Raw genomic sequence first — 25,800 nt, forward strand, 5'->3', positions numbered from 1 at the left:
CTTCATGGAAGTGAAAGTTTCCGGCATCACCAAGCAGTTTGATCGCTTTCCGGCGCTGAACGACGTATCGCTCAACATTCGCTCGGGCGAGCTGATCGCGCTGCTTGGTCCTTCCGGTTCCGGCAAGACGACGCTGCTGCGTCTGATTGCCGGTCTCGAGCAGCCGACGACGGGCCAGATTTTCTTCGGCGACGAAGACGCCTCGCACCGCACCGTGCAGGAGCGCAATGTCGGTTTCGTTTTCCAGCATTACGCGCTGTTTCGCCACATGACGGTGGCAGACAACATTGCTTTCGGCTTGAAGGTGCGACCCTCCGCCAAGCGTCCGCCAAAAGCGGAAATCCGCAAGCGCGTGTCCGAGCTTCTCGACATGGTGCACCTTTCCGGGCTTGAAAAACGCTACCCCTCGCAGCTCTCGGGTGGCCAGCGCCAGCGGGTGGCGCTCGCCCGCGCCGTCGCCATCGAACCGAAGGTGCTGCTTCTCGATGAACCCTTCGGTGCGCTGGATGCCAAGGTGCGCAAGGAGTTGCGCCGCTGGCTGCGTGAATTCCACGACCGCACCGGCCACACCACCGTCTTCGTCACCCACGATCAGGAAGAGGCGCTGGAACTGGCGGACCGCGTCGTCGTCATGAGTCAGGGCAAGATCGAGCAGGTCGGCACCGCCGATGACGTCTACGACACGCCGAACTCGCCCTTCGTCTTCTCTTTCATCGGCGAATCCTCCAGCCTGCCGGTCACCATCCGTGATGGCCATGTGCTGTTCCAGGGCGAAAGCATCGGCGTAAACGAAAGCGGCGCAGGCGAGGGCGAATTGTTCTTCCGGCCGGAAGATGTGGTGCTGACGGACGAAAAGGACGCGCTTTACGGCAAGGTCACCACCTGTCGCCGCCTGGCCGGCACCCGCATCGCCGAAATCGACATCGCCAATAACGGCCATGAACCCTACCACCTCGAAATCGAAGTGCCGCTCAACGCCGCCGTGGCGGTGGGTGCCGAACTGCGGTTCCGCCCGACGCGGTGGAAGGTGTTCGGGAAGAAATAAGGAAGAGGTGACCGCCGTTTAGGGTCGATGGTTTCAACGGCGGTGAACTGCAATCTGATTAAGGAGATTTTCTCGTCGCGAGAGAACCGCACCTGCACTCGAAGCGCAGATTTCTCAATAGCCGAAGCAATAAGCAAAAACGGAAAAGGGCCGCCTGAGCGACCCTTCCATGAGTTTGGTCCTGTTTACAGACCCGGGACTGTTTCTCAACGTTCCGAAGGCAGAAGAGGTTTACAACGAGGGCTGCCCCGTCGAAAACACACCCTTTCCATTGCCTGCACCAGAGACCGAAATCTCACTAGACATTGGATCACCTCCTTCCGATACGTTGAACATAACTAGAAGGTAGTACGATTCGTGAGTAATGCAAGAGGGCTAACTGAGAACTTACTCTGCAGCACCTAGTCGACTCGCATCACGATCTTGCCGATATGGCTGCTGCTTTCCATCAGCCGGTGCGCTTCCGCAACCTCATCCAGTGTGAAGACGCGGTTGATGACCGGTGCGACCTGGCCGCTTTCGATCAGCGGCCAGACCTGATCCACGAGATCGTCACGGATGGCGCGTTTCTCGTCCGCCGTGCGCGGGCGCATGGTGGAGCCGGTGACGGTGAGGCGCTTGACCATGATCGGTGTGAGGTTGACCTTGTCGGCCACGGCGCCCCCGAGAAAGGCGATGATGGACAGGCAGCCGTCCTTGGCCAGCGCCGCAAGGTTCTTTTCGAAATAGGCAGCACCGATCATGTCGAGAACGACATCGACGCCCTTGCCGCCGGTTTCGGATTTCACGACTTCGGCGAAATCCTCGTCGCGGTAATTGATCGCCCGTTTGGCGCCGAGCTTCACACAGGCCTCGCATTTTTCCGCAGAGCCCGCCGTGGCATAAACTTCCGCGCCGAATGCTTTGGCAAGCTGGATCGCCGTCGTGCCGATGCCGCTGGTGCCGCCGTGGATGAGCACGGTTTCACCTTCGGTCAGGCCCGCCATCTGGAAGAGATTGGCCCAGACGGTGAAGAAAGTTTCCGGCAAGGCTGCGGCTTTGACGGCGTCGTAGCCTTTGGGGAAGGGCAGGGCCTGCCCTGCGGGAACGGCGCAATATTGCGCATAACCGCCGCCATTGGCGAGCGCGCAGACCCTGTCGCCAAGCTTGAATTCATCGACGCCTTCGCCCAGCGCCACCACCTCGCCAGCGATCTCAAGGCCGAGGATCGGACTTGCATCCTTCGGTGGCGGATAGGTTCCCTGGCGCTGCGCGACATCCGGCCGGTTGATGCCTGCTGCTTCGACCTTCACCAGAACCTCGCCTTTCGCGGGCTTCGGCAAAGGCGCTTGCGAAAGACGCATTACTTCCGGACCGCCATGGGAGGGAAGGTCGATGAAACGCATTTTTTCGGGCAGGGTCTTGGGGTCGGGCATGGTCAGGGGCAACTCCTCACTATCGGCGTCGCCTGAAGATGTAGGTCAGATGCGCCGCTTAGGGAAGAAGGCCGTTTGTCACTGGTGTCAATTTGTCTCGCCGAAGACCCGGATGACGAGGCCGCTGTCATTTTCCTTCGCAGCCGCCTTCACACCCGCGATCTCGCTGCCGATGCGCTCGGGATTGGCGATGATCAATCCTTTGGGCAAGCTCAGAACGCCAATGGAACAGCGCAGCAGCGCGAAGTCCCGCTCATTGCCGTGCCGGTCCTGGCCCTTCATGCAGCCCGCCTCACGATCCTCGGCCGAATACAGTTCCGCGACATCGTCGTGAAAATCGCTGAGCAGCCGCTCGAGTATTTCCGTCAGGTCTTCCACCGCCCAGTCGCGCACGCCGATGAAGAAGTCATCACCGCCAATATGTCCGAGGAAGCAGTCGCCGGCAAAAAAGTAACGGCGCATCAGTGCTGAAAACAGGGTGATGGCGTGGTCGCCGGCGTTGAAGCCGTATTTGTCGTTGAAGGGTTTGAAGTTGTCGAAGTCGCAATAGCAGAAGAAGCGTGTCTCGTCGCCGTCGCTGCAGCGGTCGGCGATGAAGCCGCCAATCGCGCGGTTGCCCGGCAATGCCGTCAGTGGGTTCTGGTCCTGCGCCATCTTCAGCTGTTTTTCATTGATGACCTTGATCAGCGAAGCGGCGGAAACGATGCCGGCGTAACGCATGTTTTCGGTCAGGATGATGCAGGCGCTGCCGCCCATGCTGGCGAACATGTTCATCAACTGGTCGGCATCGGCATCGAGACCGACGATCGGCGCGGCGTCGACGAAATGGGAGATGGTGCGCTCATAGATCTTGTTCTTGAGCAGGTCACGGCCAAAGGGTCGGTAGATGTATTCCTTGAGGTGATATTCGTTGATGACGCCGCGCGGTTCGCCGTTGGCATTGAGAACCGGAAAAAACGCCTGCTGCGGGTTTCTCCGGAAGAGCTCGAAGACGCTGTCGACGCTGTCATGTTCGAAGACGGTGGGAAGTCGTTCGATTTCACGGCGGATCAGGATTTCATCCAGAGTCTGGCTGTTGCGCCGCGCCACGCCGATGCGGTTGATGTGGGGAAAGCTCTCCGGCAACTCGCTGGTGAAGACCGTTGGCCTGGCGATCAGCCAGCCTTGCACCAGGTCGACGCCGAATTCGCGACACGTCAGGAACTCCGCTTCCGTTTCAATGCCCTCGGCGATGACCCGCACCCCCAGAACATGGGCAATATTGACGATGCTGCGGACAAGATGCTGCTTGCGCGGCAGATAATCGACGCCGGTGATGAAGTGCCGGTCGATCTTCAGATAGTCCAGCGGAAAATCGCACAGAAGCTTCATCTCGCCGTGTCCCGCGCCAAAATCGTCGATCGCCAGCTTGAAGCCCTCTTTCCGCATGCGGGCAATCAGCGTCGTGAATTCGGGGACGCTTGTATTGTCGAAGCGTTCGGAAAGCTCGAAGCAGATGGAGGAGGGGGGAATACCCGCGCGCGCCAGATGGCCCACAAGCTTGTCGAGAATGGCGTCGCCCTGCGCGATCAGCCGCACATCGAGGTTGAGAAACAGGGTGGCGGAGGAGAAGTCAGGCAGGGTGGAGAATTTCGCCAGCGCGCGGCTCGCCAGCATCTGCTCGAAAGCCTTGAGTTCGCCGCCCTGCGCCGCCTGGTCGAGAAGCGCCAGCGGATCGGAAAAACCGAGCCGGTCGTGGCCGCGCATCAGTGATTCATAACCGAAAATAGTGCCCGTCGTCGCCTCGACGATCGGCTGAAACGCGGTTTCCAGCACAAGCTTCGCCATGGGAAACATGTGCCCGGAGGCAAATCGCCTTACGGCATCGTTTTCCAGCGTAACGGCCTGCATCTCTGTTCTCCGCTATTACGGCTTTCCTTCCGTGGCTGACGTAAGGAGAGCCTTTCTCTTTTGCGGCGAACAATCGCAGATTACAGGTCAACAAAAGCTTTCACGTCTGTGAAGCTTTGATGAACGTTTTGTTGCAACCCCCTTGATATATGGGGTAGTAGCCGGGCCTCACGCCCGGCGGACATGTCCTGAGTGCGCGGCGTAGAGATCGGCCACGTTCACCCGCTCCCGGTCGGCTTCCACGGGTTCCCTGGACTTCGCGCCCATACCGTGTGCGCCAGACGCCGCCCATAATCGCAGCGCTTCCCTGACGACCTCGCTACCGGATGCATAAGCCCCGCAATTGACGGCTTCGCGCATTCTTGCTGCCTGTTCCGGGGAAATCGATACTGTCACCATTGGCATGATATCACTCCCTTCTTTAAACACTGCGAACGGTCATTCGATGCCCGGATGGGTATCGGCTGCCGTCGTGGTCTAGGGCGGGCGTTCTTATTGTCTTTCGTCTGGCGCCGCTTCCAGCGAAATTTGTATCAGCTGGGATATTAGCACGGAACGTGTTCCATTCCCAATTCGCAGTATATCACGGTTTAGTTTTTCCCCCGTGACCGCGCCGGGAGCATGAAGATGATGCTCACGCGCCGGCCATCGCCGAAACCAGGGTCCGTCCGATGAGAAAGAATTGATTTACAGCAAAATAGCGACACGGAATGGCGCATTTTTTATTGATTGATCAGTCAATCAAGAATATTTTGCCGCCCTCAAGGAGATCGTCATGCCCAAGGTCGGAATGGAGCCTCTGCGCCGAAAAGCGCTCGTGGATGCGGCGCTGCGCACCATAGGCCATCATGGCTCGTTAAATGTGACAATGTCTGACATCGCCCGGGAAGCGGGGGTGTCGGCGGCGCTTGCGCATCATTATTTCGGCAGCAAGCAGCAGCTCCTGCTGGAGACCATTCGCAGCCTGCTGCGTGATCTCAGGCGTGATGCGGTGGCGGCGCTGACCCGTGCTTCCGGCCCGCGCGAAAGGCTGAGCGCCATCGTCCATGTCTCCTTCCAGAGCGACCAGTTCACGCCGGAGACGGTGGCGGCATGGCTTGCCTTTTACGTCGAGGCGCAGCGTTCGGAGGAAACCCGGCGGCTGCTGGTGATTTATTCCCGCCGCCTGCGCTCCAACCTCATGGCAAGCCTCAATCGGCTCTGCCCGCCCGATGATGCCGCACGCATTGCAGAAGGGGCCGCGGCCCTCATCGACGGGCTTTATATCAGGCACAGCCTGCGTTCCGCCCCGCTCGGCCTCGCCTCTGCACCGGCGCTGGTCGAGGATTATTTCGACATGCAGCTCAGATCCTTTCCCGATGGACAGCGCGTCAAGCCGTCCATCCGCACTCTCTAGGAGACTTCGACATGACCATCGCCACGCCGCTCAGGGCGCAGCCGAAAGCCTCGCATTTCATCGACGGCGATTATGTCGAGGATAATACCGGCACGCCGTTCGAGAGCATCTACCCCGCAACCGGCGAGATCATCGCCCGGCTTCACGCCGCAACGCCGGCGATTGTCGAGCGTGCCATCGCCTCGGCCAAGCGCGCCCAGAAGGAATGGGCGGCGATGAGCCCCATGGCGCGTGGCCGCATCCTCAAACGCGCCGCCGATATCATGCGTGAACGCAACGAGGCGCTTTCGACGCTGGAGACACTGGATACCGGCAAGCCCATTCAGGAAACCATCGTTGCCGACCCGACCTCGGGTGCGGATGCCTTCGAATTTTTCGGCGGTATCGCGCCTTCCGCATTGAATGGCGATTACATCCCGCTCGGCGGCGATTTCGCCTATACGAAACGTGTGCCGCTCGGCGTCTGCGTCGGTATCGGCGCGTGGAACTATCCGCAGCAGATCGCCTGCTGGAAGGCCGCGCCTGCGCTCGTCGCCGGCAATGCCATGGTCTTCAAGCCTTCGGAAAACACCCCGCTCGGCGCGCTGAAGATTGCTGAAATCCTTATCGAAGCGGGTCTTCCCAAGGGCCTGTTCAATGTCATTCAGGGGGATCGTGATACCGGGCCGCTGCTCGTCAATCACCCGGATGTGGCGAAAGTCTCGCTTACCGGCTCGGTGCCGACCGGCCGCAAGGTGGCCGCCGCTGCCGCCGGGCACCTGAAGCATGTCACGATGGAACTCGGCGGCAAGTCGCCGCTGATTGTCTTCGATGATGCCGATATCGAAAGCGCCGTCGGCGGTGCGATGCTCGGCAATTTCTACTCCTCCGGGCAGGTGTGCTCTAACGGAACGCGTGTCTTCGTGCAGAAAAAGGCAAAGGCCCGCTTCCTCGAAAACCTGAAAAGCCGCACGGAAGCAATGATCCTCGGCGATCCCCTCGATTACGCCACCCATCTCGGCCCGCTGGTCTCCAAGGCCCAGCAGGAGAAGGTTCTCGGTTATATCGAAAAGGGCAAGGCGGAAGGTGCGACGCTCATCACCGGCGGCGGCATCCCCAACAATGTCGCGGGCGAGGGCGCCTATGTGCAGCCCACCGTGTTCGCCGACGTGACCGACGACATGACGATCGCCCGCGAGGAAATCTTCGGGCCCGTCATGTGTGTGCTGGATTTTGATGACGAGGAAGAGGTTCTCGCCCGCGCCAACGCCACTGAATTCGGGCTGGCCGGCGGCGTCTTCACCGCCGATCTCGCCCGCGCCCACCGCGTGGTGGATCAGCTGGAGGCGGGCACGCTGTGGATCAATACGTACAATCTCTGCCCGGTGGAAATCCCCTTCGGCGGCTCCAAGCAATCCGGCTTCGGACGCGAAAATTCGGCGGCGGCGCTGGAGCATTATAGCGAGTTGAAGACGGTTTATGTGAGCACGGGGAAGGTGGAAGCGCCTTATTGAGGTTCAGTGGGTGGGTTCACCCCCCTCTGTCCTGCCGGACATCTCCCCCTCAAGGGGGGAGATCGACCTGAGGCGAGGTCTCGCCCATCTCAAAGTTTACGAATGGAGCGGTGGTAGCGCCGCTTGCCGATCTCCCCCCTTGAGGGGGAGATGCCCGGCAGGGCAGAGGGGGGTAACCCACCCCCTGACAGTCAATTGATCGGAACAACCGCTCATCGGAGAGAGCAAACAATGCAAGCAGATTACGTCATCGTCGGCTCCGGCTCCGCAGGGTCCGCCATCGCCTACCGCCTGTCGGAAGATGGTCGCTATTCCGTCATCGTCATAGAGGCCGGCGGTTCCGATTTCGGCCCCTTCATCCAGATGCCGGCGGCTCTCGCCTGGCCGATGAGCATGAAGCGCTACAATTGGGGTTATCTCTCCGAACCCGAGCCCAATCTCAATAATCGCCGCATCACCGCCCCGCGTGGCAAGGTCATCGGCGGCTCCTCCTCCATCAACGGCCTCGTTTACGTGCGCGGCCATGCCGAGGATTTCAATCGCTGGGAAGAGCTCGGCGCGCATGGCTGGGCCTATGCGGATGTGCTGCCTTATTTCAAGCGCATGGAACACAGCCATGGCGGCGAGGAAGGCTGGCGTGGCACGGATGGGCCGCTGCATGTGCAGCGCGGGCCGGTCAATAACCCCCTGTTTCACGCCTTCATTCAGGCCGGCGCCCAGGCGGGGTTTGAACTGACGGATGACTATAACGGCTCCAAACAGGAAGGTTTCGGCCTGATGGAGCAGACCATTCACAATGGCCGTCGCTGGTCCGCCGCCAATGCCTATCTCAAACCGGCGCTGAAGCGCGGCAATGTCACGCTGGTCAACGGTTTTGCCCGCAAGGTGGTCATCGAGAACGGCCGCGCCGTTGGTGTCGAAATCGAGCGCAAGGGTGTGGTGGAGACGATCAAGGCCGGTCGCGAGGTCATCGTCTCGGCCTCCTCCTTCAATTCGCCGAAGCTGCTGATGCTCTCGGGCATCGGCCCCGCCGCCCATCTGAAAGACATGGGCATCGAGGTGAAGGCGGATCGCCCCGGCGTCGGCGCCAATCTCCAGGACCATATGGAGTTTTATTTCCAGCAGGTCTCCACCAAGCCGGTCTCGCTTTATTCGTGGCTTCCGTGGTTCTGGCAGGGTGTGGCCGGTGCGCAATGGCTGCTGTCGAAAGGCGGCCTCGGTGCTTCCAACCAGTTCGAGGCCTGCGCCTTCCTGCGCTCCGCCCCCGGGCTCAAGCAACCTGACATCCAGTATCATTTCCTGCCCGTCGCCATCTCCTATGACGGCAAGGCGGCGGCGAAAAGCCATGGTTTCCAGGCGCATGTCGGCTACAACCTGTCGAAATCGCGCGGCAACGTCACCTTGCGCTCCGCGGATCCCTCAGATGAGCCGGTCATTCGTTTCAACTATATGAGCCACCCCGAGGATTGGGAGAAATTCCGCCACTGCGTGCGCCTCACGCGCGAAATTTTTGGCCAGAAAGCATTCGACGAATTCCGTGGCCCGGAAATCCAGCCCGGTGAAAATATCGAGACCGATGAGCAGATCGATGCCTTCCTGCGCGACCATCTGGAAAGCGCTTACCACCCCTGCGGCACCTGCCGCATGGGCGACAGAAACGACCCGATGGCGGTTGTCGATCCCGAATGCCGCGTGATCGGTGTCGAGGGCCTGCGCGTAGCAGACAGCTCGATCTTCCCGCACGTGACCTATGGTAATCTCAACGGCTCCTCGATCATGACGGGCGAAAAGGCCGCGGACCACATTCTCGGCAAAACCCCACTGCCGCGCTCCAATCAGGAGCCGTGGGTAAACCCGCGCGCCGCCGTCAGCGACCGGTGAAGGTCAATAGTAATCGTCCTCGCGCTGGTGGCGGATCGCGAGGATGGAGACCGTTTCGGCATCTTCGATTTGAATGAGGGCGATGTAACCAGAGGACCCAAACGGAATGAGCAGTTCCCTTAAGAGCGCGTTCTCTCCCGGTGCTTTGCGTGTGGCGAAGGGAAACTCGCTCAGTCCATCGACGGTGGCAATAATCCGATCAATAGCTTTCTCCGCCGTCGAAAAATCCTTCTCCAGTAGAAAATTGTATAGTCTCGTTATATCCGCTCTGGCTGCAATTGTGTACCGGAGCTTGAATGTCATTTGTTACGCTCGACCTTTTTGGCCGCCAGCATAGCGCGTAGTTCCGCATGCACTTCCTCAGCTGAATAAAAGATTCCTGTGCGTCTGGATTCCTCAAGCGACGCCAGCCCCCGCGCAATGAACTCCGCCTGCGATTTGCGGATTTCCACCTGCCTGCGGACCGAATCCTCGACAAATGACGATAGCGTCTCGCCGTCCTTCAGAACGCTTTCTGCCGCTTCGCGGAAATCCGCCGTTACACGCAGCGAAGGCAAAGTTGCGGTTTTCATCTTGTCTCTCCATGCGTTGCATTTGCGATGCACAGCATCTGCCATCTGTCGTAACGAGTCAAATGCAAAACTTGCAATCGCCGGCTGGCAGGCCGATAAAAGGGCCTCCCGCCCGACAATGACTGAAATCACCGATCTGGATCCCCATGCCCGTCGATTATAAGAAGCTGAAAATGCTCCGCCGTTCCCGTGTTGTCTGGGGTTCATGGCGGATTTGGAAGCCAAGGGCGGTTTTCTGGATTGGTGCGATTGCCGTCGGCCTTATCAGCGTCGGTTTCGCTTGGGCAGCGGATCGCGCTCAGCACCTCTTCTTCGCGGCCACGTCCTCAGGCGAATGGGCGTTTCTGCTGCCGCTCATCATCACGCCGCTCGGCTTTACGCTCTGCGCCTGGCTCGCGATCACGGTTTTCCCCAATGCTGGCGGTAGCGGCATTCCGCAGGCCATCGCCGCCCGGCACCTGCGGGATGATGCGGATCGTTCGCGGCTTCTGTCGCTGAAGCTTGCTTTTGGCAAGGTGGTGCTCACCGTCGCCGGTCTGCTCTCCGGCGCGTCGATTGGCCGTGAGGGGCCGACGGTTCAGGTGGGGGCCTCGATCATGCTGCAGGCCGCTCGCTGGGGCGGCATGGCGCAGGCCAAGGGTCTCATCCTAGCCGGTTCGGCCGCGGGCATTGCGGCGGCCTTCAACACGCCGCTCGCAGGCATTGTCTTTGCCATCGAGGAGATGAGTAAGACTTATGAATCCCGCGCCAACGGCCTTGTGCTGACGGCCGTCATCCTGTCGGGCCTTGCATCGCTGGCTCTGGTCGGCAGCTATACCTATTTCGGCACCAGCTCGGTCATGGCGAAAACGACAATGGACTGGCTGCTCGTGCTTGTCTGCGGTGTCGGCGGTGGTGCATTTGGCGCTCTTTTCAGCGCTGGTGCGTTGCGCCTCTCTGCACGTATCCGCCGTTTCGCCCAGACCATGCCCCTGAAGCGAATGCTGGCGGTTGCCGCCGCCTGCGGCCTTGCTTCCGCCATCCTCGGCATCGCAACAGGCGGCGCGACATTCGGAACCGGTTACGAGCAGGCCCGTGCGGCGATAGAGGGGCAAGCCGCACCGTCGTTCTTCTTCATCGAAAAACTGGCGGCGACTTTCCTTGCCATGATGTCGGGCATCCCCGGCGGCATTTTCGCGCCGTCTCTGTCGGTCGGTGCGGGTTTCGGCAGCACCATGGCGAGCTTGCTCGGCACCAGCATCGGCCTTGGCGCCATCGTCGGCATGGCGGGTTATTTTGCCGGCGTTGTGCAGGCGCCGATGACAGCCTTCGTCATCATCCTCGAAATGACCGGTAATCATGAAGGCGTCATACCCATCATGACCGCATCGATGCTCGGATATCTCACGTCTCGGCTTTTCTCTCGCGAACCGCTTTATCACGGCCTGTCACGGGTCTTCATCGCCCAGAGCATCCGCGCCAGACGCGCCGCTCAGGCCACTGAAACGTGATGGCTCAAGCCCTGACGCCCGCCACGCCGAAATAACCGAGCCCGGGTATCTTCACGCCCGGCCGGGCGAAATCGATGCCGGCCACGAGACCGAGGAAGTTGATCTCGAAGCCGCTGCGCGCACCCGCCGAAATGCCGAACAATCCACCGAGCGAAACGCTTGCATCCTTCCAGTCGTCGGCGATGTGGTAAAATGCACCGTCCGGCAGATAGTCGCGGCCGACCGCGTCCGGCGGCAGCACGACGCCGAGTTCGGGCACGCTGCGCAGCACATGGGCAACAAAGGTGTTGGAGTTGGGGCCGGGATAGATGCGATAGCCGCCCGGCTTGCCATAGGGATAATCGGCAATCGCCTTTTCGATCTTGGGGATCAGCTTTTCCGCCTCTACGCCGTGAATGGCCACCACCTGGCGCGGCATGTTGGAATACCAATAGGCGTCCGCCGCATATCCATTATGGCGGATCGGCGTGCCCCAGCCCACCTTGTCGTAGCGGTCATAGCTCGTAGCGCCCGGCTTTTTCAGCACGACCCAGGCGTGGCTGGCGACCGAGCCCTTGAAGCCGCCGGTCATGGCGGAAAAGACGTAGACGGCGGCTTGCCCGTCGCTCGAAGCCGCCGGCAGCATGCCTGACGATGACCATCTGGCGGCATTCCAGCCGCGCGGATGGTCCTTCATGGCCCACAGTCCGGCCGACGCCAAAGCCGGCAGCAGATAGATAATGGCAATCGCCAGCAGCAGACGTTTTGCAAATTTCACTGATGGCCCCGTGCATCGAAAAATCAATTGCGGTATCAACAACATAAAATCAGAATTTTTTGAGGCTGAGAGAATGAACAATTCCGTTACCGTCGAAGTCGTCAGGGGCAACCTCGTGGAAAGCCGCCATCAGGGCCTTGCCGTGGTGGTGGATGGCGATGGCGGCGTGCTGTTTTCGGCTGGCGATATCGAGCGCGGCATTTTCCCGCGTTCCGCCTGCAAGGCCATGCAGGCGCTGCCGCTGGTGGAAAGCGGTGCTGCGGATGCCTATCAGTTCGGCAACCGCGAACTGGCGCTTGCCTGCTCCTCCCATTCCGGCGAGGACGCGCATGTGGAGCTCGCCGCTTCGATGCTGGCGAAGGCGGGCAGGGATGTGGATACGCTGGAATGCGGCGCGCACTGGTCTTCCGACCAGAAAACCATCATCCATCAGGCCCGCACGCTGGAAAAGCCGACGGCGCTTCACAATAATTGCTCCGGTAAACATTCAGGCTTCATCTGCGCCTGCTGCCATACCGGCACCGACCCCAAGGGCTATGTCGGTTATGACCACCCGCTGCAGCAGGAAATCCGCGCGGCGATGGAGAGCCTGACGGGTGCTGCGCTGGGTCACGACAATTGCGGCGTGGACGGCTGCTCCATCCCGACCTATGCGGTGCCGCTCAAAGGGCTGGCACATGGTTTCGCAAAGATGGCGACGGGCAGGGGGCTGGAAGCCGGCCGAGCGAGTGCCTCGCGCCGGCTCGTGGAGGCCTGCATGGCAGAACCCTTCTATGTGGCAGGCACCGGCCGCGCCTGCACGAAGCTGATGCAGATCGCGCCGGGCAAGATTTTCGCCAAGACCGGCGCGGAGGGCGTCTTCGTCGCCGCCATGCCGGAAAAGGGCATCGCCATGGCGGTGAAATGCGAAGACGGCACGACGCGTGCGGCGGAAGCCATGGTTTCGGCATTGCTCGCCCGCTATTTCGATGAAGGCAGCGCCGAACAACAGGCGCTGAGCGGCATGGCGAACCGGCAGATGCGGAACTGGAACGGCATCCATGTCGGCGATATCAGGGTCGTCGGTCTCTAAATAACCTTTGACGCGGCCGTTTGCCGGCACGATGATGACGCGCCCCGCACGTGACGGCCACCCCATGGCCCTCGCGGGGCGGTGTCCGCATGAGGAAGAAGCGGGCGCTTCATTGCTCTGGAGGTCGCATATCCATGTTCACATTGTTTTTCTCCCCCGGTTCCTGCTCCCGCGCCAGCCATATTGTGCTGGAGGAATCGGGCCTGCCTTACAAGGCCCACCGCGTCAATTTCGCGGAAGGCGAGCAACGCTCCGAGGCATTTTTAAAGATCAATCCCAAGGGCCGCGTGCCGGCACTGGCGACGGAAAGCGGCGTGCTGACTGAGACGCCGGCCATCCTCGCCTTTATCGCCCAGATGGCGCCTGAGAAGAAACTCGCGCCGTTGGACGATCCCTTCGAATTCGCGTTGATGCAGTCCTTCAACGCCTTCATTTCTTCGACGGTGCATGTCGCCCATGCCCACGGCCGGCGCGGCAGTCGCTGGGCGAGCAAGGAGAGCTCGCTTGAGGATATGAAGGCCAAGGTGCCGCAGACCATGGGCGAGTGCTTCGAACTGATCGAGCATGGCATGCTGCATGGCCCATGGGTTCTCGGCACTGCCTATTCCGTGGCCGATCCCTATCTTTTCGTCATGTCCGGATGGCTGGAAAGCGACGGCGTGGATATTGCCCGTTTCCCCAAGGTGCACGACCACTTCCGCCGCATGAACGACCGGCCGGCGGTCCAGCGCGCGCTCGCGGGGGAAAGGGGCTGAAAGGCTCAGTATTTCCGTCATTCCGGCCCTGAGCCGGAATCCAGCCAACACGCATCTGCGCGGCGAGAAGGGTCCTTTAAGCCCAAGGACTTGGGCTGGCTGGATGCCGGATCAGGTCTGGCATGACGGAGGGGTAAGGGGCTTAAACCGCTCAGGCCGCCTCGGCCGCGCGCGTATCCCACATCGTCTTGAACGCCGTGCGGGCCTGGCAACGATCCAGCCAGGCCTTCAGAGCCGGATGGGCGTCGAACAGCGGCTTGTGGCCCTGTGCGTAACGAACGATTTCCGCCGCGTTGAGATCGGCGACGGTAAAGCGATCGCCCACCAGATAATCATGACTGGACAGATGCTGCTCCAGCACCCGGAAGGGGCGCTTCAGCAGGCGGCTGGCAACATCGATCACGGCCTTGCCGCTATCACTTTCCGACAGGCCTTCGGCGATGGCGGAGGAAATCTTCAGCGAATTCGTCTCCACTTCGGTCGCGGCAAAGAAGGACCATTGCAGCATCGCCGCATCTTCCTTCAGATCGATCGGCGCAAGCGGTCCGCCATATTTGCGGGCGAGGTAGAGATTGATGGCCATGGATTCGTAAAGCACCATGCCGTCATCCTCGATGCAGGGAATGGTGCCCATCGGGTTGACGGCCAGGAAGTCCGGAGAAAGCGTGTTGAGCGGCGCATCCGCAGCCAGCGGATCGGCAAGACGGCGGGCCTGTATCACAGGCACATGCTTGAATTCTATGCCGAGTTCGCCCGCCAGCCATAATGTGCGTGTGGCGCGGGAACGGTAGACACCGTAAATCGTCAACATCGAAATTACCCCTTCAACCTGTCAGATGGCGGCAAGTTACGGTCAAGCCCTCCTAAAGTGAAGCTGTGGATCGCAGCGCCAACTATGATTTTTTCTGATCCGGCAGGAGGTCTGTATCGGGCGAGAGCCGGCATTCGAAACGGTCGATGAACCGCTCGAACAGCCGGGCGAATGTCTCCACATCCTCCGCCGGCCAGCCATCCATCACGTCCTCGATGACGCTCATCTTCGTCCGACGCATTTCCTGCAAGAGACTGGTGCCGAGCGGGGTGATCTCTACGATGCTGCGGCGGGCGTCTTGCTGGGAAACGCCGCGTTTCAGCAGCCCTCTCCCGACCATGTCGGCCACAACCCGGCTGCCGCGTGAGGGATCGATGCGCATGCCCTCGGCAATCGCGCCCACGGTCACATCGCCCTCCGCCCGGCGTAGAATGTCGAGCACGTCGATATGGGAAAGTTCGAGACCTGGAGCGAGCCTGGCAAGCGCCATGCGGCCGATGATGCGGCGGCCGATCATGATGCGCATGCGCGTCATCGTATTGCCGATCCGCTTGATGTCCTCGGGCAGATCCTCGTTCCAGTTTTCCTCAGTCGCCACGCTTCATCGTCCCTTTCGATGCTGTTTTCCGATCACGTTTAGCGGCAATAGCACAGATGTCAAAAACTTGCCATTGACATATATATGCTGATAGCACACAAATTGTCACAGCAAATCTGCCTGAAGCCAACGAGATTTTTCATGGATATGTCCACCGCCCCCGTGGCGCCGCTTGTGTCGGATCATCGCCGCAGGCTCATCGTCTTTCTGTTTCTGATGCTGGCCATGTTCATGGCGACCCTCGATAACCAGATCGTATCGACAGCACTGCCCACCATCGTCGGTGAGTTCGGCGCGCTGGAGCGTTTCGGCTGGATCGGCTCTGCCTATCTGCTGGCGACCAGCGCGGTCATGCCTGTCTATGGCAAGCTCGGCGATCTGTTCGGCCGGAAATATGTGATGATCGCGGCGGTCGTCATCTTCACGCTTGGTTCGCTGGCCTGCGGTCTGGCATGGTCGATGGATAGTCTGATTGCTGCCCGCGTGTTGCAGGGCCTTGGTGGCGGCGGCATCATGGTATCGATCTTTTCCGTCAATGCGGATCTGTTCGAACCGCGTGAACGCGCCCGTTACCAGAGCTATTCCAGCCTCACCATCATGGCGTCGGGCAGTGTCGGCCCGATCCTCGGCGGCACGATGAGTGATCTCTTCGGCTGGCGGTCGATCTTCCTGATCAATCTGCCGCTCGGCATCATTGTTATTGCCGGTCTGGCGCTGATGCTGCCTTACCGCCGCCCGGCGCGCCAGCCGAAGATCGATTATCTCGGTGCGGTCCTTTTGGCGGCCACCATCGCCAGCGTGGTCTTCTGGGCGGACAGCAGCGAATTGTTTGGCTCGCTCATCGCAGCCCCCAGCCTCGGCATCATCGCCTTCGCCGTCATCGCCGCGTTCCTCTGGGTGCAGGTGGAGCGCCGCGCGCCGGAACCGGTGGTGCCGCTGCGTCTCTTCAAGGACAGCACCTTTCCGCTGTTGATGATCGTTTCGCTGACCAGCGGCGGCATCGGCATCGGCATGGTCAATTATTATGCCCTGTTCCTGCAGACGACCACCGGCCTTTCCCCCTCCCATGCCGGCCTGTTCTTCATCGCGGTCACCGGCGGCATCGTCATGGGTTCGCTTTCGGCCGGACGGCTGATTTCGATCACCGGCGTCTACAAGCCCTTCTCGGTTGCGGGCCTGACAATCAACGTCATCGCCATGCTGCTCTTCACGCAGATGCATGCGGGAACGCCGCTTTGGCTGATCGCGGTGCTGATGCTGGCGCAGGGTTTCGCCGTCGGCCTCGGCCAGCAGGCTCCGATCATCGGCGTGCAGAACTCGGCCCCCAAGGCTGACATCGGTGCGGCAAGCGGAGCGGTAACGCTGACCCGCATGGGTGGTGCTGCCATCGCCATCTCGGTCTATGGCGCCATCGTATCCACAAGCCTCAAGGGTGTGGCGGTGGATATTCCCGGTGTCGGCAAAATCGAGGAATTGACGCCGAAAATCCTCTCGGAACTGCCCGCAGCCTCCCAGGCCGCCGTCGCCTCGCTCTACTCGGACGCGTTTACGCCGCTGTTCTTCGCGGCCGCCGCAACCGCTGCCATCGGCCTTGCCGCGGCGCTGATGCTGAAACCGGTGCGGCTACCGGCGGCGGTTGAGGCGAAGCCCGCGGAAGTGGCGGGGGAGTAAAGACCGTCACCCAATACGGTTCGACGGGATTGATGCGCCTTGTTCCCGTTGCTCACCTTTCCCTCATTCCTGTGACGAGCACAGGAATGAGGGAAAGGACGGGCCGTGCAATGTGTTTCACTATCACGGTCCCACAAACAAAAACGCCCCCATTGGAAATTTAGCGCCCGTTCCGCGTTATGCTCGCAGCACTCTAGATTCGCGCGGGCGGCCCTATCTCAATGAACATGAAGCCGGAACAGCTTTTGAATTCCACGTCCAAGGGCCTTTATTGCCCGGTGGGTGATTTTTATATCGATCCCGTGCGGCCCGTGGCGCGGGCGCTCATCACCCATGGTCATTCCGATCACGCCCGCGCTGGCCATGGCGCGGTGCTGGCCACGCGCCAGACGCTGGATATCATGCGCATCCGTTATGGCGAGGATTTCTGTGGCAGCGAGCAGGCGGTCGCATTCGGCGAGAGGGTGGAGGTAAACGGCGTCACCGTCGGTTTCCATCCGGCGGGCCATGTCCTGGGTTCGGCGCAGATTTCCGTGGAAATGAACGGTCTGCGCATCGTGGCGTCCGGCGATTACAAGCGCGGCATCGACCCCACCTGCGCCCCCTTCGAGTCGGTGCCCTGCGATGTCTTCATCACCGAAGCCACCTTCGGCCTCCCGGTGTTTCATCATCCGCTGCCGCGTGTGGAAACGGCCAAGCTGCTCACCTCCATCAAACAGTTTCCCGAGCGGACACACCTTGTCGGCGCCTATTCGCTGGGCAAGGCGCAGCGCGTCATCAGGCTCCTGCGCGATAATGGTTATGCCGAGCCGATCTATATCCACGGTGCGCTGGCGCGGCTCTGCGATTATTACGTCTCGCAGGGTATCGATCTCGGTGATCTCAGGCCCGCAACACTGGAAAAAAGCGATCCTTCCGCCTTCAAGGGCGCGATTGTCGTCGGACCGCCCTCGGCGTTTCAGGAGCGCTGGGCGCGCCGCTTCAACGAACCACTGATTGCCTTCGCGTCCGGCTGGATGATGGTGCGGCAGAGGGCAAAGCAGGGCGGTGTGGAATTGCCGCTGGTGATCTCGGACCATTGCGACTGGCCGGAACTGCTGGAGACGATCAAGGAAATTTCCCCGCAGGCCGTCTGGGTCACCCATGGCCGGGAGGAGGCGCTGGTGCGCTGGTGCGAATTGCAGGGCATCGCCGCCAAGCCGCTGCATCTCGTTGGTTACGAGGACGAGGGGGATTGAGATGAAAGCCTTCGCCACTCTTCTTGACCGCCTGGTCCTCACCCCGTCGCGCAATGGCAAGCTGAAGCTGTTGACCGATTATTTCCGCGATACGCCCGATCCAGACCGGGGTTACGGTCTGGCGGCGATTGCTGGCACGCTGGACCTGAAAAGCGTTAAACCGGCGATGCTGCGCGAGCTGGTGCTGGAACGCATGGACGAGGTGTTGTTCCGCTATTCCTATGATTATGTCGGCGATCTCGCCGAAACCATCTCGCTGGTCTGGGGCAATATCGGCGGCGCGGACGACTCCGAGGCACAGGATCCGCGCCTCGGGAATGTCGTCACTCTGATGAATTCGCTCGGTCGCACGGAGGTGCGCGGTGCGGTGCGTGATCTCCTGGATCGGCTCGATACGTCCTCTCGTTTCGCTTTCCTCAAACTTGCCACCGGCAGCCTGCGCATCGGTGTTTCGGCTCGGCTGGCGCGTCAGGCGCTGGCGGATTTTGCGGGGAAAGACATCATCGAGATCGAAACCCTTTGGCACGGGCTGGCGCCGCCCTATACGCCGCTTTTCGCATGGCTCGAGGGCAAGGCGGACCGCCCGGTGCTGGCAACGCCCGCCATCTTCCATTCGGTGATGCTGGCGACGCCGGTGGCGGATGGCGACCTCGATGGGCTGGACCCCGCCGACTACGCCGCCGAATGGAAATGGGACGGTATTCGTGTGCAATTGTCCCGCGCCGGTGGGACACGGAAACTCTATTCCCGTTCAGGCGACGATATTTCAGGCGCTTTCCCTGACGTTCTTGACGCGATCGATTTCGAAGGTGTGATGGATGGTGAGCTGCTGATTGGCGGCACGGCACGGTCCAACAATCTCACCCGAACCTTTTCCGACCTGCAGCAGCGACTGAACCGCAAGACGGTGACGGCGAAGATGCTGGACGACTATCCCGCCTTCATCCGCGCCTATGACCTGCTGTTCGACGGCGAGAGCGATATCCGCGCGCAGACCTATCTGCAGCGTCGCGGCCGGCTGTCTGACATTATCGAACATGCACCGCATGACCGCTTCGACCTATCGCCACTGATCGGCTTTTCCAGCTGGCAGGAGCTCGATGCGCTACGCGCCGCACCGCCCGATCCGGTCATCGAGGGCGTCATGATCAAGCGCCGCGACAGCGCCTATCAGGCCGGCCGCGCCAAGGGGCCGTGGTTCAAGTGGAAACGCGATCCCTACAATATCGACGCCGTCATGATGTATGCCCAGCGCGGCCACGGCAAAAGATCGAGCTATTATTCCGATTTCACCTTCGGTGTCTGGGCGGAGGGGGAGGACGGCGAACAGCTCGTGCCTGTCGGAAAGGCTTATTTTGGTTTCACCGATGCGGAGCTGGAGGTGCTGGACAAGTTCGTGCGCGACAATACCGTCGAGCGTTTCGGCCCGGTGCGGGCGGTGCGCGCCACGCCGGATTTCGGTTTCGTGCTTGAAGTTGCCTTCGAAGGCATCAACCGCTCTACCCGCCACAAATCCGGCGTCGCCATGCGGTTCCCCCGCATTGCCCGGCTGCGCGCCGACAAGTTGCCGGCCGAGGCGGACCGGCTTTCGACGCTGGTGGCAATGATCGATGGCGTGGAAGGGTAGGGTGGCACGATCGCCTGTTTATTTCCCTGGGCGTCACAGTCCGGGCGAGGCGACGTCCAGAAATTGCCACGATGGCTGCGAATACATTGTTGTCATTCGCGAATCCGTGATTGGACAGCCTCCCGCCGCAGTGCTGAACTGCTAATGCAACCATCCTCGTCAGGTGACCATATGGCAGACAAACGCTTTCTTTCCTCACCCTTCGGACAGGAAGAGAGCGGCACGATCTCGCCGGGCATGACGCGGCGCGGATTGCTCGCTGGCGCAATGGGGCTGTCAGCAGCGCTTATCCTGCCGCCCGCCGTGAAAGCGGGCATTCCGACACCTGAAGTCTTGCCGCTCGAACGGCAGGATTATGCGGAGGCTCGCCGACGTTTCCACACCCACCTGCTGCGCAAGATGGCGGCGCCGGAGAAGTCCTCGGCGCTTGGCACACCGCCCGGGGCGGAGCGTGTCACCTATCGTGGCGGGCCGGATGGCTCGATCGAACTTGTCGCCTGGCTCTCCCACTACCAGCCGTCAAAAACACTGAAACCTGCCGTCCTCTTCCTGCATGGCGGCAACGCCACCGGGGATGGCCATTGGGCGCTGATGAAGCCATATTGGGAAGCGGGCTTCGTTGTGCTGCTACCGTCCTTTCGTGGCGAAAACGGCCAGAACGGCAATTATTCAGGCTTCTACGACGAAACCTCGGATGCGCTGGCGGCGGCCACCTATCTTGAAAATCTTCCCGGCATTGACAGAGCTCGCTTCTTCATCGCCGGCCATTCCAATGGCGGCACGCTCACGCTTCTGGCAGCCATGAGCCGTAAATTCCGTGCTGCGGCCCCCATATCCGCTGGCGTCAATTCATGGCGCTATTTCAACCGCTATAGCGAGGAGATCTGTTTCGACGAAACCGACGAACGCGAATTCATCATGCGCTCCGCCGTCTGTTTCGGCCCCAGCCTCAAATGTCCGACGCTGCTTCTGCGCGGCACGGAGGAGCGGCCTTTCGATGCCGATCACCAGCTTTTCGTGGATCGTGCCCTGACATCCGGCTTCAAGATCGACAAGAAACTGCTGCCCGGCAGCCACAATGGCGTGGTGCCGCATGCGGTGGAAGAGAGCATCCGGCTTTTCAACGCTTTCGTCTGACATGAAATATTGCGGCGCCGATGAGCGCCGCAGGGCATCCGTGTTTTTGACGACACCTAGTTTTTGATGATGCCTAGTTTTTGATGATGGACGTCTTGGCCTGCTCGGCCCACCATGCGCCGTCTTTCTTGTCGGCATATTGGGCGCGTTTGTTGGTGAATTGCCCCTGCGTGCACATCTCGCGATAATTGCGCACTGGCAGACCAAGCTCCTTGACGACGGCATGCACCACCGTCGGGCCTGTCATGTCATACACGCTGACGAGCGTTCCCTCTTCGATATTCTGGGCGATACGGTCGGCTATCAGCTTCAGCGCCGGATGGCCGGGTTTGGATGCCATGAAGTAGTTGGTGATTTCACCCTCTTTCATGGCAATGAAAACGGCTTCTTCGTCAGTGCCGATCACATCTTCCGGGCGGGCCGCAAAATTGGAATCGATATCCAGATAGATGCCGCCCTCCTGCAGGAGCACCAGAATACGCCAGAAATCCGCTTTGGCCGCGCCCACCTGCAATCGCCGGAAAGCATCGGCGTAACGGCCGGGAAAATGCCGGTCGATATAGACCTGACACGCCTCGTCATCATGGTAGCGATATTCGAATTCCGGCGTCAGCCAGCGGTTGAACAGGAAATTCGCATAGATCGGCGTTGTCACTCGGTTGGAGTAATTAGTCTGCCAGATGATACGGGGAATGGCCTTTTCCGATTTCGGATGGCGGCGGGCCGGTTGATGCGCGGGAAGCGTTTTTCTTCTGCCAGGCCGAAGGAAAAGATCGATTGAAAAGATGACCTTGACGATGTTGCCGCCGATCTTGATCGCGCGGTACGCAACGGGGTTGTAGTCATGCTTTGCCAAGTCCAGCGCTCCTGCGTGTGGAATCGATTATCACGCGCGTAAGCGGCGGTACGCGGTATTTATTGGACGCAATTAGTTTGTCAATACGCTGAAAATGAGACCGGCCGAGCCCGGATTAACGGGGCCCGGCCGGTTGGGGAGGGGCTGCGATCAGGCTTTGTTACGGTTGAAATATCCAAGCAGCCGCATGGCATTGGCGGTCACCAGAACCGTGGCGCCCGTATCGGCGAAGACGGCAAGCCACAGGCCGGAAAGGCCGGTAACTGTTGTGACCAGGAACACCGCCTTCAGGCCGAGCGCAATCGTCACGTTCTGGCGGATATTGCTCATGGTGGCGCGCGAAAGGCCGATGAGGCGAGCGGCATCGCCGACATTGTTGCGCATCAGCGCCGCATCCGCGGCTTCCATCGCCACGTCTGTGCCCGAGCCGATGGCAACACCGACGCTGGCCGCCGCAAGAGCAGGCGCATCGTTGATGCCGTCACCCACCATGACAACGGTCTGCTTTTCGGCAAGCTTGCGGATTTCCTCGACCTTGTTCTGCGGCAGAAGCTCACCGCGCGCCTCAAGGCCCAGCTTGTTGCCGATGGCACGCGCCGTGCGGGCATTGTCACCCGACAGCATCAGCGAGGAAATGCCCATTTCCTTCAACGCCTTGACGCCTTCGGCCGCGTCCTTGCGCGGCTCGTCGCGCATGGCGAAGAGGCCGCTTGCCGCGCCGCCGGCCATGACGACAGCGACCGTCTTGCCCTCGCTTTCCAGCGCGGAAATGCGATCGGCAAGATCCTTCGAGAGCGTTCCGACTTCAGTCGCAAAGCGCGGTGCGCCGATAAACAGGTCCTTGCCGCCGACATTGCCCTGCATGCCGCGACCGGAAATCGCCTTGATGTTGGAGCCGGGCAGGGGCTTCACGCCAGCCTCTTCGGCATGATTGACGATGGCGCGGGCGAGCGGATGGCTCGACTCGCTCTCAATGGTCGCGGCCTGCGCAATCAGCTCGGCCTCGTTGCCGTCGAGAGCGATCACATCCGTCACGACAGGCTCACCAAGCGTCAGCGTGCCGGTCTTGTCGAAGGCGACGGTTTCGGTGCGCGCCAGCATTTCGATGACCGCGCCGCCCTTCACCAGCATGCCGTGGCGTGCCGCAGCCGACAGGCTGGAGGCGATGGCGGCGGGAACCGAGATGACCAGCGCGCAGGGGCAACCGATCAGGAGCAGCGCGAGACCACGGTAAATCCAGGTATCCCAGTCGCCGAGACCGGCGAGAGGCGGCACGATGATGGTCAGCACCGAGATCGCGACGATCAGCGGCATGTAATAACGCGAGAAGCTCTGGATGAAGCGCTCGGTCGGCGCGCGGGCATCCTGTGCTTCTTCGACCAGCGTAATGATGCGGGCAATGGTGTTGTCTTCTGGCGCGCGGTCGACGCGGATGCGCAGCGAACCGTCATGGTTGATCGAGCCGGCAAAGACGCGGTCGCCCTTGTCCTTGGCGACGGGAATGCTCTCACCCGTCATCGGCGATTCGTCGACGCTGGACTGGCCGTCCATCACAACGCCATCGGCGGCGATGCGGTCACCGGGGCGCGCCACGACCACCTGGCCGATGCGCACCTGATCGGCGGAGACCTGCCGAAGCGCGCCGTTTTCCTCCACCATCGCCGTTTTCGGCAAGAGCGAACCGAGCGCCTTGATGCCGGAGCGGGCGCGGGCAGCGGCAAAGCCTTCCAGCAATTCGCCGACAGAGAACAGCAGCACGACGATAGCCGCCTCTTCCGCCTCGCCAATGATGATCGCGCCGATGGCGGCAATGGTCATCAGCATCTCGATGGTGAAGACAGCGCCGAAACGGGCAGCATTAAAGGCATTGCGTGCGATCGGGAAGAGCGTGACCAGCGTGGCGACGATGAAGGCGTAACTACCCCAGGCCGGGAAGGTCAGTTCCGCCGCATAGGCAATCGCGACCAGAATGGTGCCGGTGAAGGTGTTGCGCGCCTTGGCGGTGCGCCACCATGCACCTTTTTCGTCCGCGCCATGGGCGTGCCCTATCTCGGCGCTCTGGTTTGCGGCGGCAGGTGCGGCAGCGTGGGAATGGCCCGCATGGTCGTGTCCGTGATCGTGACCTGAATGATCATGGCCGGAGTGATCGTGGTCATGCCCGTTGCAGGAATGCTGCTCGTCTCCCGAATGGTCATGCGCCGCGTGGTCGTGGCCGGAATGATCATGCCCGGAGTGATCATGACCGGAATGATCATGATCGTGATGGCCACCGCATGTCGCGTGATCATGATCGTGTTCGTGCTTTTGATCCGGCGTTTTTTCGCGCGCGGCCTTCTCCTGCGGCAGCAGGGCCGGCTTGAAGCCGAGCTTGCGCAACGTATCCTCGATCTTTTCCACCGGGGTTTTGTTTTCGGCAAGCGAAAGGTTCAGCCGCTCGCGGGCCACCGACACCTTGACGTCAGCAACGCCGGGCAGGCGGGACAGTGCGGTTTCGATCTTGGCCGCGCAGCTGCCGCAATCCATGCCGCCGACCGAAAAGGTCAGCGCATTGTTGTTTTCAATAGCCGTTTGGGGCGTGTCATTATGGTGACCGCCGCAGGAGGAATGGTCGTGATGATCGGCCTCCACCTTTGCTGCGGGCGCTTTTTCGCGCGGCAGCAGAGCGGGCTTGAAGCCGAGCTTGCGCAACGTATCCTCGATTTTTTCCACCGGGGTTTTGTTTTCGGCGAGCGAAAGGTTCAGCCGCTCGCGGGCCACTGACACCTTGACGTCGGCAACGCCCGGCAGGCGCGACAGCGCGGTTTCGATCTTGGCCGCGCAGCTGCCGCAATCCATGCCACCGACCGAAAAGGTCAGGGCCTCCGGTTCCCCGTTCAAACTGCCGCGTGTCGAAATATTCATGGTTTCGCTCCTGAATTCCACTCGACAGCCAATCTGGCACCTCTAGCAACTAGAGCTTCAAGAGAAAAAATGCAGTTCTTCGATTTTTTTTGAAAAACCGACGCCAGCTTCGCGCCAGCCGCGCGGTCCATCATGGCCTCAGATTGGATTCCATGAAGCGGTTCAGATGATAGCACTCCTTTTGAAAAACGGTCGCCGGGCGGCCTCTCTGGTCGGGCTTGCCCTGCTGCCCCTGATGAGCGGCTGCCTTTTCGTGACGGATACGACCCGGATGGATCCGGACGTCTTCGTCAGGGAAACGGCGCCAGTGTTCAATTTCAATTCCGTCAGCTCCAATCGCCAGCCGGAACTGCCGCCGCAGCCGGGCCAGCTTTCGACGCGCCCGCCGGATCTGTTCCGAACCCGCTTCCATCAGGAATATGGCCCGCCGGTGCGCGGCCAGGGGCTGCAGGCCCCGCAGGTGCAGGGCTATAATGTGCCCCAGGGTCAGAGCCAAGGCCAGGCGGTGGCCTATGGTCTGCCGGTCTCCAATCCGCTGCACCGTGTCATGTATGGCCCGATCCGCGATGAGGATCGCTCCTTGCCGGCCATTCCCTATGGCCGCATCGATCCGCGTTATCTCCGGCAGGAAGTCAGCTACCAGACGGCGGAAGCGCCTGGCACCATCGTGGTCGATACGAAGCAGCATTACCTTTATCTCGTTCAATCCGGCGGCAAGGCCATCCGCTATGGCGTCGGGCTGGGACGTGACGGTTACGCCTGGTCGGGCCGTGGCAAGATCCAGTGGAAGGCCAAGTGGCCGCGCTGGACGCCGCCCGATGAAATGGTCAAGCGCCAGCCGGAACTCGCCTCCATCTCCGCCGCCAATGGCGGCATGACGCCGGGTCTGAACAACCCGCTTGGCGCACGTGCGCTTTATATCTTCAAGGATGGCAAGGACACGCTGTACCGTGTGCACGGCACGCCGGACTGGCAGTCTGTCGGTAAAGCGACGTCCTCCGGCTGCGTGCGCATGCTCAATCAGGATGTGATCGATCTCTATGAGCGCGTGCCGCAGGGTGCGCAGATTGTGGTTATCTGAACACGTTCTAAAAGAAAGAGATAGGGGACCCATTCCGCCAGCAGCTTGTGACTGGCTTTTAGCGGTCGGTTAACTATTTTCGCAATACGCATGATACGGAACAAATGACGTACA

22 protein-coding genes are annotated in these 25,800 nt (G+C 60.8%); 12 read left to right on the top strand and 10 right to left on the bottom strand.

All coding sequences use genetic code 11. The features are described 5' to 3' along the window. Positions 1 to 4: 4 nt before the first annotated feature. Positions 5 to 1,045: a sulfate/molybdate ABC transporter ATP-binding protein gene (locus K7A42_RS06235; protein ID WP_006700005.1), complete on the top strand. Its 1,041-nt coding sequence runs from the start codon at positions 5 to 7 to the stop codon at positions 1,043 to 1,045. 401 nt (positions 1,046 to 1,446) lie between these two features. Here the strand turns inward: K7A42_RS06235 and K7A42_RS06240 are convergent, their stop codons facing one another. The 3 genes from K7A42_RS06240 to K7A42_RS06250 all read right to left on the bottom strand — a co-directional run bounded on the left by K7A42_RS06240 (position 1,447) and on the right by K7A42_RS06250 (position 4,755). Then, positions 1,447 to 2,460, bottom strand: coding sequence for an NAD(P)H-quinone oxidoreductase (locus tag K7A42_RS06240; RefSeq protein ID WP_174150745.1), 1,014 nt, complete (start codon positions 2,458 to 2,460; stop codon positions 1,447 to 1,449). An 87-nt stretch (positions 2,461 to 2,547) separates the two neighbouring features. Then, positions 2,548 to 4,350, bottom strand: coding sequence for a GGDEF domain-containing protein (locus K7A42_RS06245; RefSeq protein WP_112553415.1), 1,803 nt, complete (start codon positions 4,348 to 4,350; stop codon positions 2,548 to 2,550). Between the two features lie 168 nt (positions 4,351 to 4,518). After that, positions 4,519 to 4,755: a ribbon-helix-helix domain-containing protein gene (locus tag K7A42_RS06250; RefSeq protein ID WP_022555776.1), complete on the bottom strand. Its 237-nt coding sequence runs from the start codon at positions 4,753 to 4,755 to the stop codon at positions 4,519 to 4,521. 370 nt (positions 4,756 to 5,125) lie between these two features. On the opposite strand from K7A42_RS06250, the gene betI reads away from it, so the two are divergent. From betI to betA, 3 genes are all read left to right on the top strand, one after another. Then, positions 5,126 to 5,746 carry a transcriptional regulator BetI gene (gene betI, locus K7A42_RS06255; RefSeq protein WP_282454986.1) on the top strand — a complete coding sequence of 207 codons (621 nt, stop codon included), beginning with the start codon at positions 5,126 to 5,128 and terminating at the stop codon, positions 5,744 to 5,746. Between the two features lie 11 nt (positions 5,747 to 5,757). Then, positions 5,758 to 7,239: a betaine-aldehyde dehydrogenase gene (gene betB, locus K7A42_RS06260; RefSeq protein ID WP_282454987.1), complete on the top strand. Its 1,482-nt coding sequence runs from the start codon at positions 5,758 to 5,760 to the stop codon at positions 7,237 to 7,239. Between the two features lie 231 nt (positions 7,240 to 7,470). Then, the gene (gene betA, locus K7A42_RS06265; RefSeq protein WP_282454988.1) at positions 7,471 to 9,120 is read left to right on the top strand and encodes a choline dehydrogenase; all 1,650 of its coding nucleotides are present in this window, start codon (positions 7,471 to 7,473) and stop codon (positions 9,118 to 9,120) included. 3 nt (positions 9,121 to 9,123) lie between these two features. Here betA and K7A42_RS06270 read toward each other — a convergent pair whose 3' ends face one another. Together K7A42_RS06270 and K7A42_RS06275 are read right to left on the bottom strand one after the other, a co-directional pair. Continuing rightward, positions 9,124 to 9,423: a type II toxin-antitoxin system RelE/ParE family toxin gene (locus K7A42_RS06270; protein WP_006700010.1), complete on the bottom strand. Its 300-nt coding sequence runs from the start codon at positions 9,421 to 9,423 to the stop codon at positions 9,124 to 9,126. Further along, positions 9,420 to 9,692 (bottom strand): YlcI/YnfO family protein, encoded by a 273-nt coding sequence (locus tag K7A42_RS06275; protein WP_282454989.1) that lies wholly within the window; start codon positions 9,690 to 9,692, stop codon positions 9,420 to 9,422. Before K7A42_RS06275 ends, K7A42_RS06270 begins: the two co-directional genes overlap by 4 nt. Positions 9,693 to 9,838: 146 nt before the next feature. Between K7A42_RS06275 and K7A42_RS06280 the strand changes: the two genes are divergently transcribed. Continuing rightward, on the top strand, positions 9,839 to 11,182 hold the full coding sequence (locus tag K7A42_RS06280; RefSeq protein WP_162749701.1) for a chloride channel protein: 1,344 nt from the start codon (positions 9,839 to 9,841) through the stop codon (positions 11,180 to 11,182). Between the two features lie 4 nt (positions 11,183 to 11,186). Here the strand turns inward: K7A42_RS06280 and K7A42_RS06285 are convergent, their stop codons facing one another. Beyond that, complete coding sequence (locus K7A42_RS06285) at positions 11,187 to 11,939, bottom strand: DUF3750 domain-containing protein (RefSeq protein ID WP_072494882.1); 753 nt, start codon at positions 11,937 to 11,939, stop codon at positions 11,187 to 11,189. Between the two features lie 73 nt (positions 11,940 to 12,012). Between K7A42_RS06285 and K7A42_RS06290 the strand changes: the two genes are divergently transcribed. Continuing rightward, the gene (locus K7A42_RS06290; RefSeq protein WP_113382195.1) at positions 12,013 to 13,011 is read left to right on the top strand and encodes an asparaginase; all 999 of its coding nucleotides are present in this window, start codon (positions 12,013 to 12,015) and stop codon (positions 13,009 to 13,011) included. Positions 13,012 to 13,145: 134 nt separating this feature from the next. Beyond that, positions 13,146 to 13,766, top strand: coding sequence for a glutathione S-transferase family protein (locus K7A42_RS06295; RefSeq protein ID WP_113382194.1), 621 nt, complete (start codon positions 13,146 to 13,148; stop codon positions 13,764 to 13,766). A 151-nt stretch (positions 13,767 to 13,917) separates the two neighbouring features. On the opposite strand, the gene K7A42_RS06300 is transcribed toward K7A42_RS06295, so the two are convergent. Together K7A42_RS06300 and K7A42_RS06305 are read right to left on the bottom strand one after the other, a co-directional pair. Next, positions 13,918 to 14,577 (bottom strand): glutathione S-transferase family protein, encoded by a 660-nt coding sequence (locus tag K7A42_RS06300; protein WP_004440482.1) that lies wholly within the window; start codon positions 14,575 to 14,577, stop codon positions 13,918 to 13,920. A gap of 82 nt (positions 14,578 to 14,659) precedes the next feature. After that, a complete protein-coding gene (locus K7A42_RS06305) occupies positions 14,660 to 15,175 on the bottom strand; it encodes a MarR family winged helix-turn-helix transcriptional regulator (protein ID WP_004440484.1) in 516 nt (171 codons plus the stop codon). A gap of 141 nt (positions 15,176 to 15,316) precedes the next feature. On the opposite strand from K7A42_RS06305, the gene K7A42_RS06310 reads away from it, so the two are divergent. The 4 genes from K7A42_RS06310 to K7A42_RS06325 all read left to right on the top strand — a co-directional run bounded on the left by K7A42_RS06310 (position 15,317) and on the right by K7A42_RS06325 (position 20,848). Further along, positions 15,317 to 16,846 carry an MDR family MFS transporter gene (locus K7A42_RS06310; RefSeq protein ID WP_006700017.1) on the top strand — a complete coding sequence of 510 codons (1,530 nt, stop codon included), beginning with the start codon at positions 15,317 to 15,319 and terminating at the stop codon, positions 16,844 to 16,846. A 227-nt stretch (positions 16,847 to 17,073) separates the two neighbouring features. Next, positions 17,074 to 18,084, top strand: coding sequence for a ligase-associated DNA damage response exonuclease (locus K7A42_RS06315; RefSeq protein WP_282455026.1), 1,011 nt, complete (start codon positions 17,074 to 17,076; stop codon positions 18,082 to 18,084). A gap of 1 nt (position 18,085) precedes the next feature. Further along, positions 18,086 to 19,711 (top strand): cisplatin damage response ATP-dependent DNA ligase, encoded by a 1,626-nt coding sequence (locus K7A42_RS06320; RefSeq protein WP_282454990.1) that lies wholly within the window; start codon positions 18,086 to 18,088, stop codon positions 19,709 to 19,711. Between the two features lie 171 nt (positions 19,712 to 19,882). After that, positions 19,883 to 20,848 (top strand): alpha/beta hydrolase family protein, encoded by a 966-nt coding sequence (locus tag K7A42_RS06325; RefSeq protein ID WP_282454991.1) that lies wholly within the window; start codon positions 19,883 to 19,885, stop codon positions 20,846 to 20,848. A 73-nt stretch (positions 20,849 to 20,921) separates the two neighbouring features. Here the strand turns inward: K7A42_RS06325 and K7A42_RS06330 are convergent, their stop codons facing one another. Together K7A42_RS06330 and K7A42_RS06335 are read right to left on the bottom strand one after the other, a co-directional pair. After that, a complete protein-coding gene (locus tag K7A42_RS06330; RefSeq protein ID WP_282454992.1) occupies positions 20,922 to 21,704 on the bottom strand; it encodes a glycosyltransferase family 32 protein in 783 nt (260 codons plus the stop codon). 150 nt (positions 21,705 to 21,854) lie between these two features. Continuing rightward, complete coding sequence (locus tag K7A42_RS06335; protein ID WP_282454993.1) at positions 21,855 to 24,605, bottom strand: heavy metal translocating P-type ATPase; 2,751 nt, start codon at positions 24,603 to 24,605, stop codon at positions 21,855 to 21,857. Positions 24,606 to 24,771: 166 nt separating this feature from the next. On the opposite strand from K7A42_RS06335, the gene K7A42_RS06340 reads away from it, so the two are divergent. After that, positions 24,772 to 25,686: a L,D-transpeptidase gene (locus K7A42_RS06340; RefSeq protein WP_004440506.1), complete on the top strand. Its 915-nt coding sequence runs from the start codon at positions 24,772 to 24,774 to the stop codon at positions 25,684 to 25,686. The last annotated feature ends 114 nt before the right edge of the window (positions 25,687 to 25,800 follow it).

It is taken from the genome of Agrobacterium sp. InxBP2, from assembly GCF_026191755.1.
Classification (GTDB): Bacteria; Pseudomonadota; Alphaproteobacteria; order Rhizobiales; family Rhizobiaceae; genus Agrobacterium; species Agrobacterium pusense.

Bases quoted from the DNA above. Each gene is read 5' to 3' on its own strand.
- K7A42_RS06235 (WP_006700005.1), top strand. From the start codon at position 5: ATGGAAGTGAAAGTTTCCGGCATCACCAAGCAGTTTGATCGCTTTCCG.
- K7A42_RS06240 (WP_174150745.1), bottom strand. From the start codon at position 2,460: ATGCCCGACCCCAAGACCCTGCCCGAAAAAATGCGTTTCATCGACCTT.
- K7A42_RS06245 (WP_112553415.1), bottom strand. From the start codon at position 4,350: ATGCAGGCCGTTACGCTGGAAAACGATGCCGTAAGGCGATTTGCCTCC.
- K7A42_RS06250 (WP_022555776.1), bottom strand. From the start codon at position 4,755: ATGCCAATGGTGACAGTATCGATTTCCCCGGAACAGGCAGCAAGAATG.
- betI (WP_282454986.1), top strand. From the start codon at position 5,126: ATGCCCAAGGTCGGAATGGAGCCTCTGCGCCGAAAAGCGCTCGTGGAT.
- betB (WP_282454987.1), top strand. From the start codon at position 5,758: ATGACCATCGCCACGCCGCTCAGGGCGCAGCCGAAAGCCTCGCATTTC.
- betA (WP_282454988.1), top strand. From the start codon at position 7,471: ATGCAAGCAGATTACGTCATCGTCGGCTCCGGCTCCGCAGGGTCCGCC.
- K7A42_RS06270 (WP_006700010.1), bottom strand. From the start codon at position 9,423: ATGACATTCAAGCTCCGGTACACAATTGCAGCCAGAGCGGATATAACG.
- K7A42_RS06275 (WP_282454989.1), bottom strand. From the start codon at position 9,692: ATGAAAACCGCAACTTTGCCTTCGCTGCGTGTAACGGCGGATTTCCGC.
- K7A42_RS06280 (WP_162749701.1), top strand. From the start codon at position 9,839: ATGCCCGTCGATTATAAGAAGCTGAAAATGCTCCGCCGTTCCCGTGTT.
- K7A42_RS06290 (WP_113382195.1), top strand. From the start codon at position 12,013: ATGAACAATTCCGTTACCGTCGAAGTCGTCAGGGGCAACCTCGTGGAA.
- K7A42_RS06295 (WP_113382194.1), top strand. From the start codon at position 13,146: ATGTTCACATTGTTTTTCTCCCCCGGTTCCTGCTCCCGCGCCAGCCAT.
- K7A42_RS06300 (WP_004440482.1), bottom strand. From the start codon at position 14,577: ATGTTGACGATTTACGGTGTCTACCGTTCCCGCGCCACACGCACATTA.
- K7A42_RS06310 (WP_006700017.1), top strand. From the start codon at position 15,317: ATGGATATGTCCACCGCCCCCGTGGCGCCGCTTGTGTCGGATCATCGC.
- K7A42_RS06315 (WP_282455026.1), top strand. From the start codon at position 17,074: ATGAAGCCGGAACAGCTTTTGAATTCCACGTCCAAGGGCCTTTATTGC.
- K7A42_RS06320 (WP_282454990.1), top strand. From the start codon at position 18,086: ATGAAAGCCTTCGCCACTCTTCTTGACCGCCTGGTCCTCACCCCGTCG.
- K7A42_RS06325 (WP_282454991.1), top strand. From the start codon at position 19,883: ATGGCAGACAAACGCTTTCTTTCCTCACCCTTCGGACAGGAAGAGAGC.
- K7A42_RS06335 (WP_282454993.1), bottom strand. From the start codon at position 24,605: ATGAATATTTCGACACGCGGCAGTTTGAACGGGGAACCGGAGGCCCTG.
- K7A42_RS06340 (WP_004440506.1), top strand. From the start codon at position 24,772: ATGATAGCACTCCTTTTGAAAAACGGTCGCCGGGCGGCCTCTCTGGTC.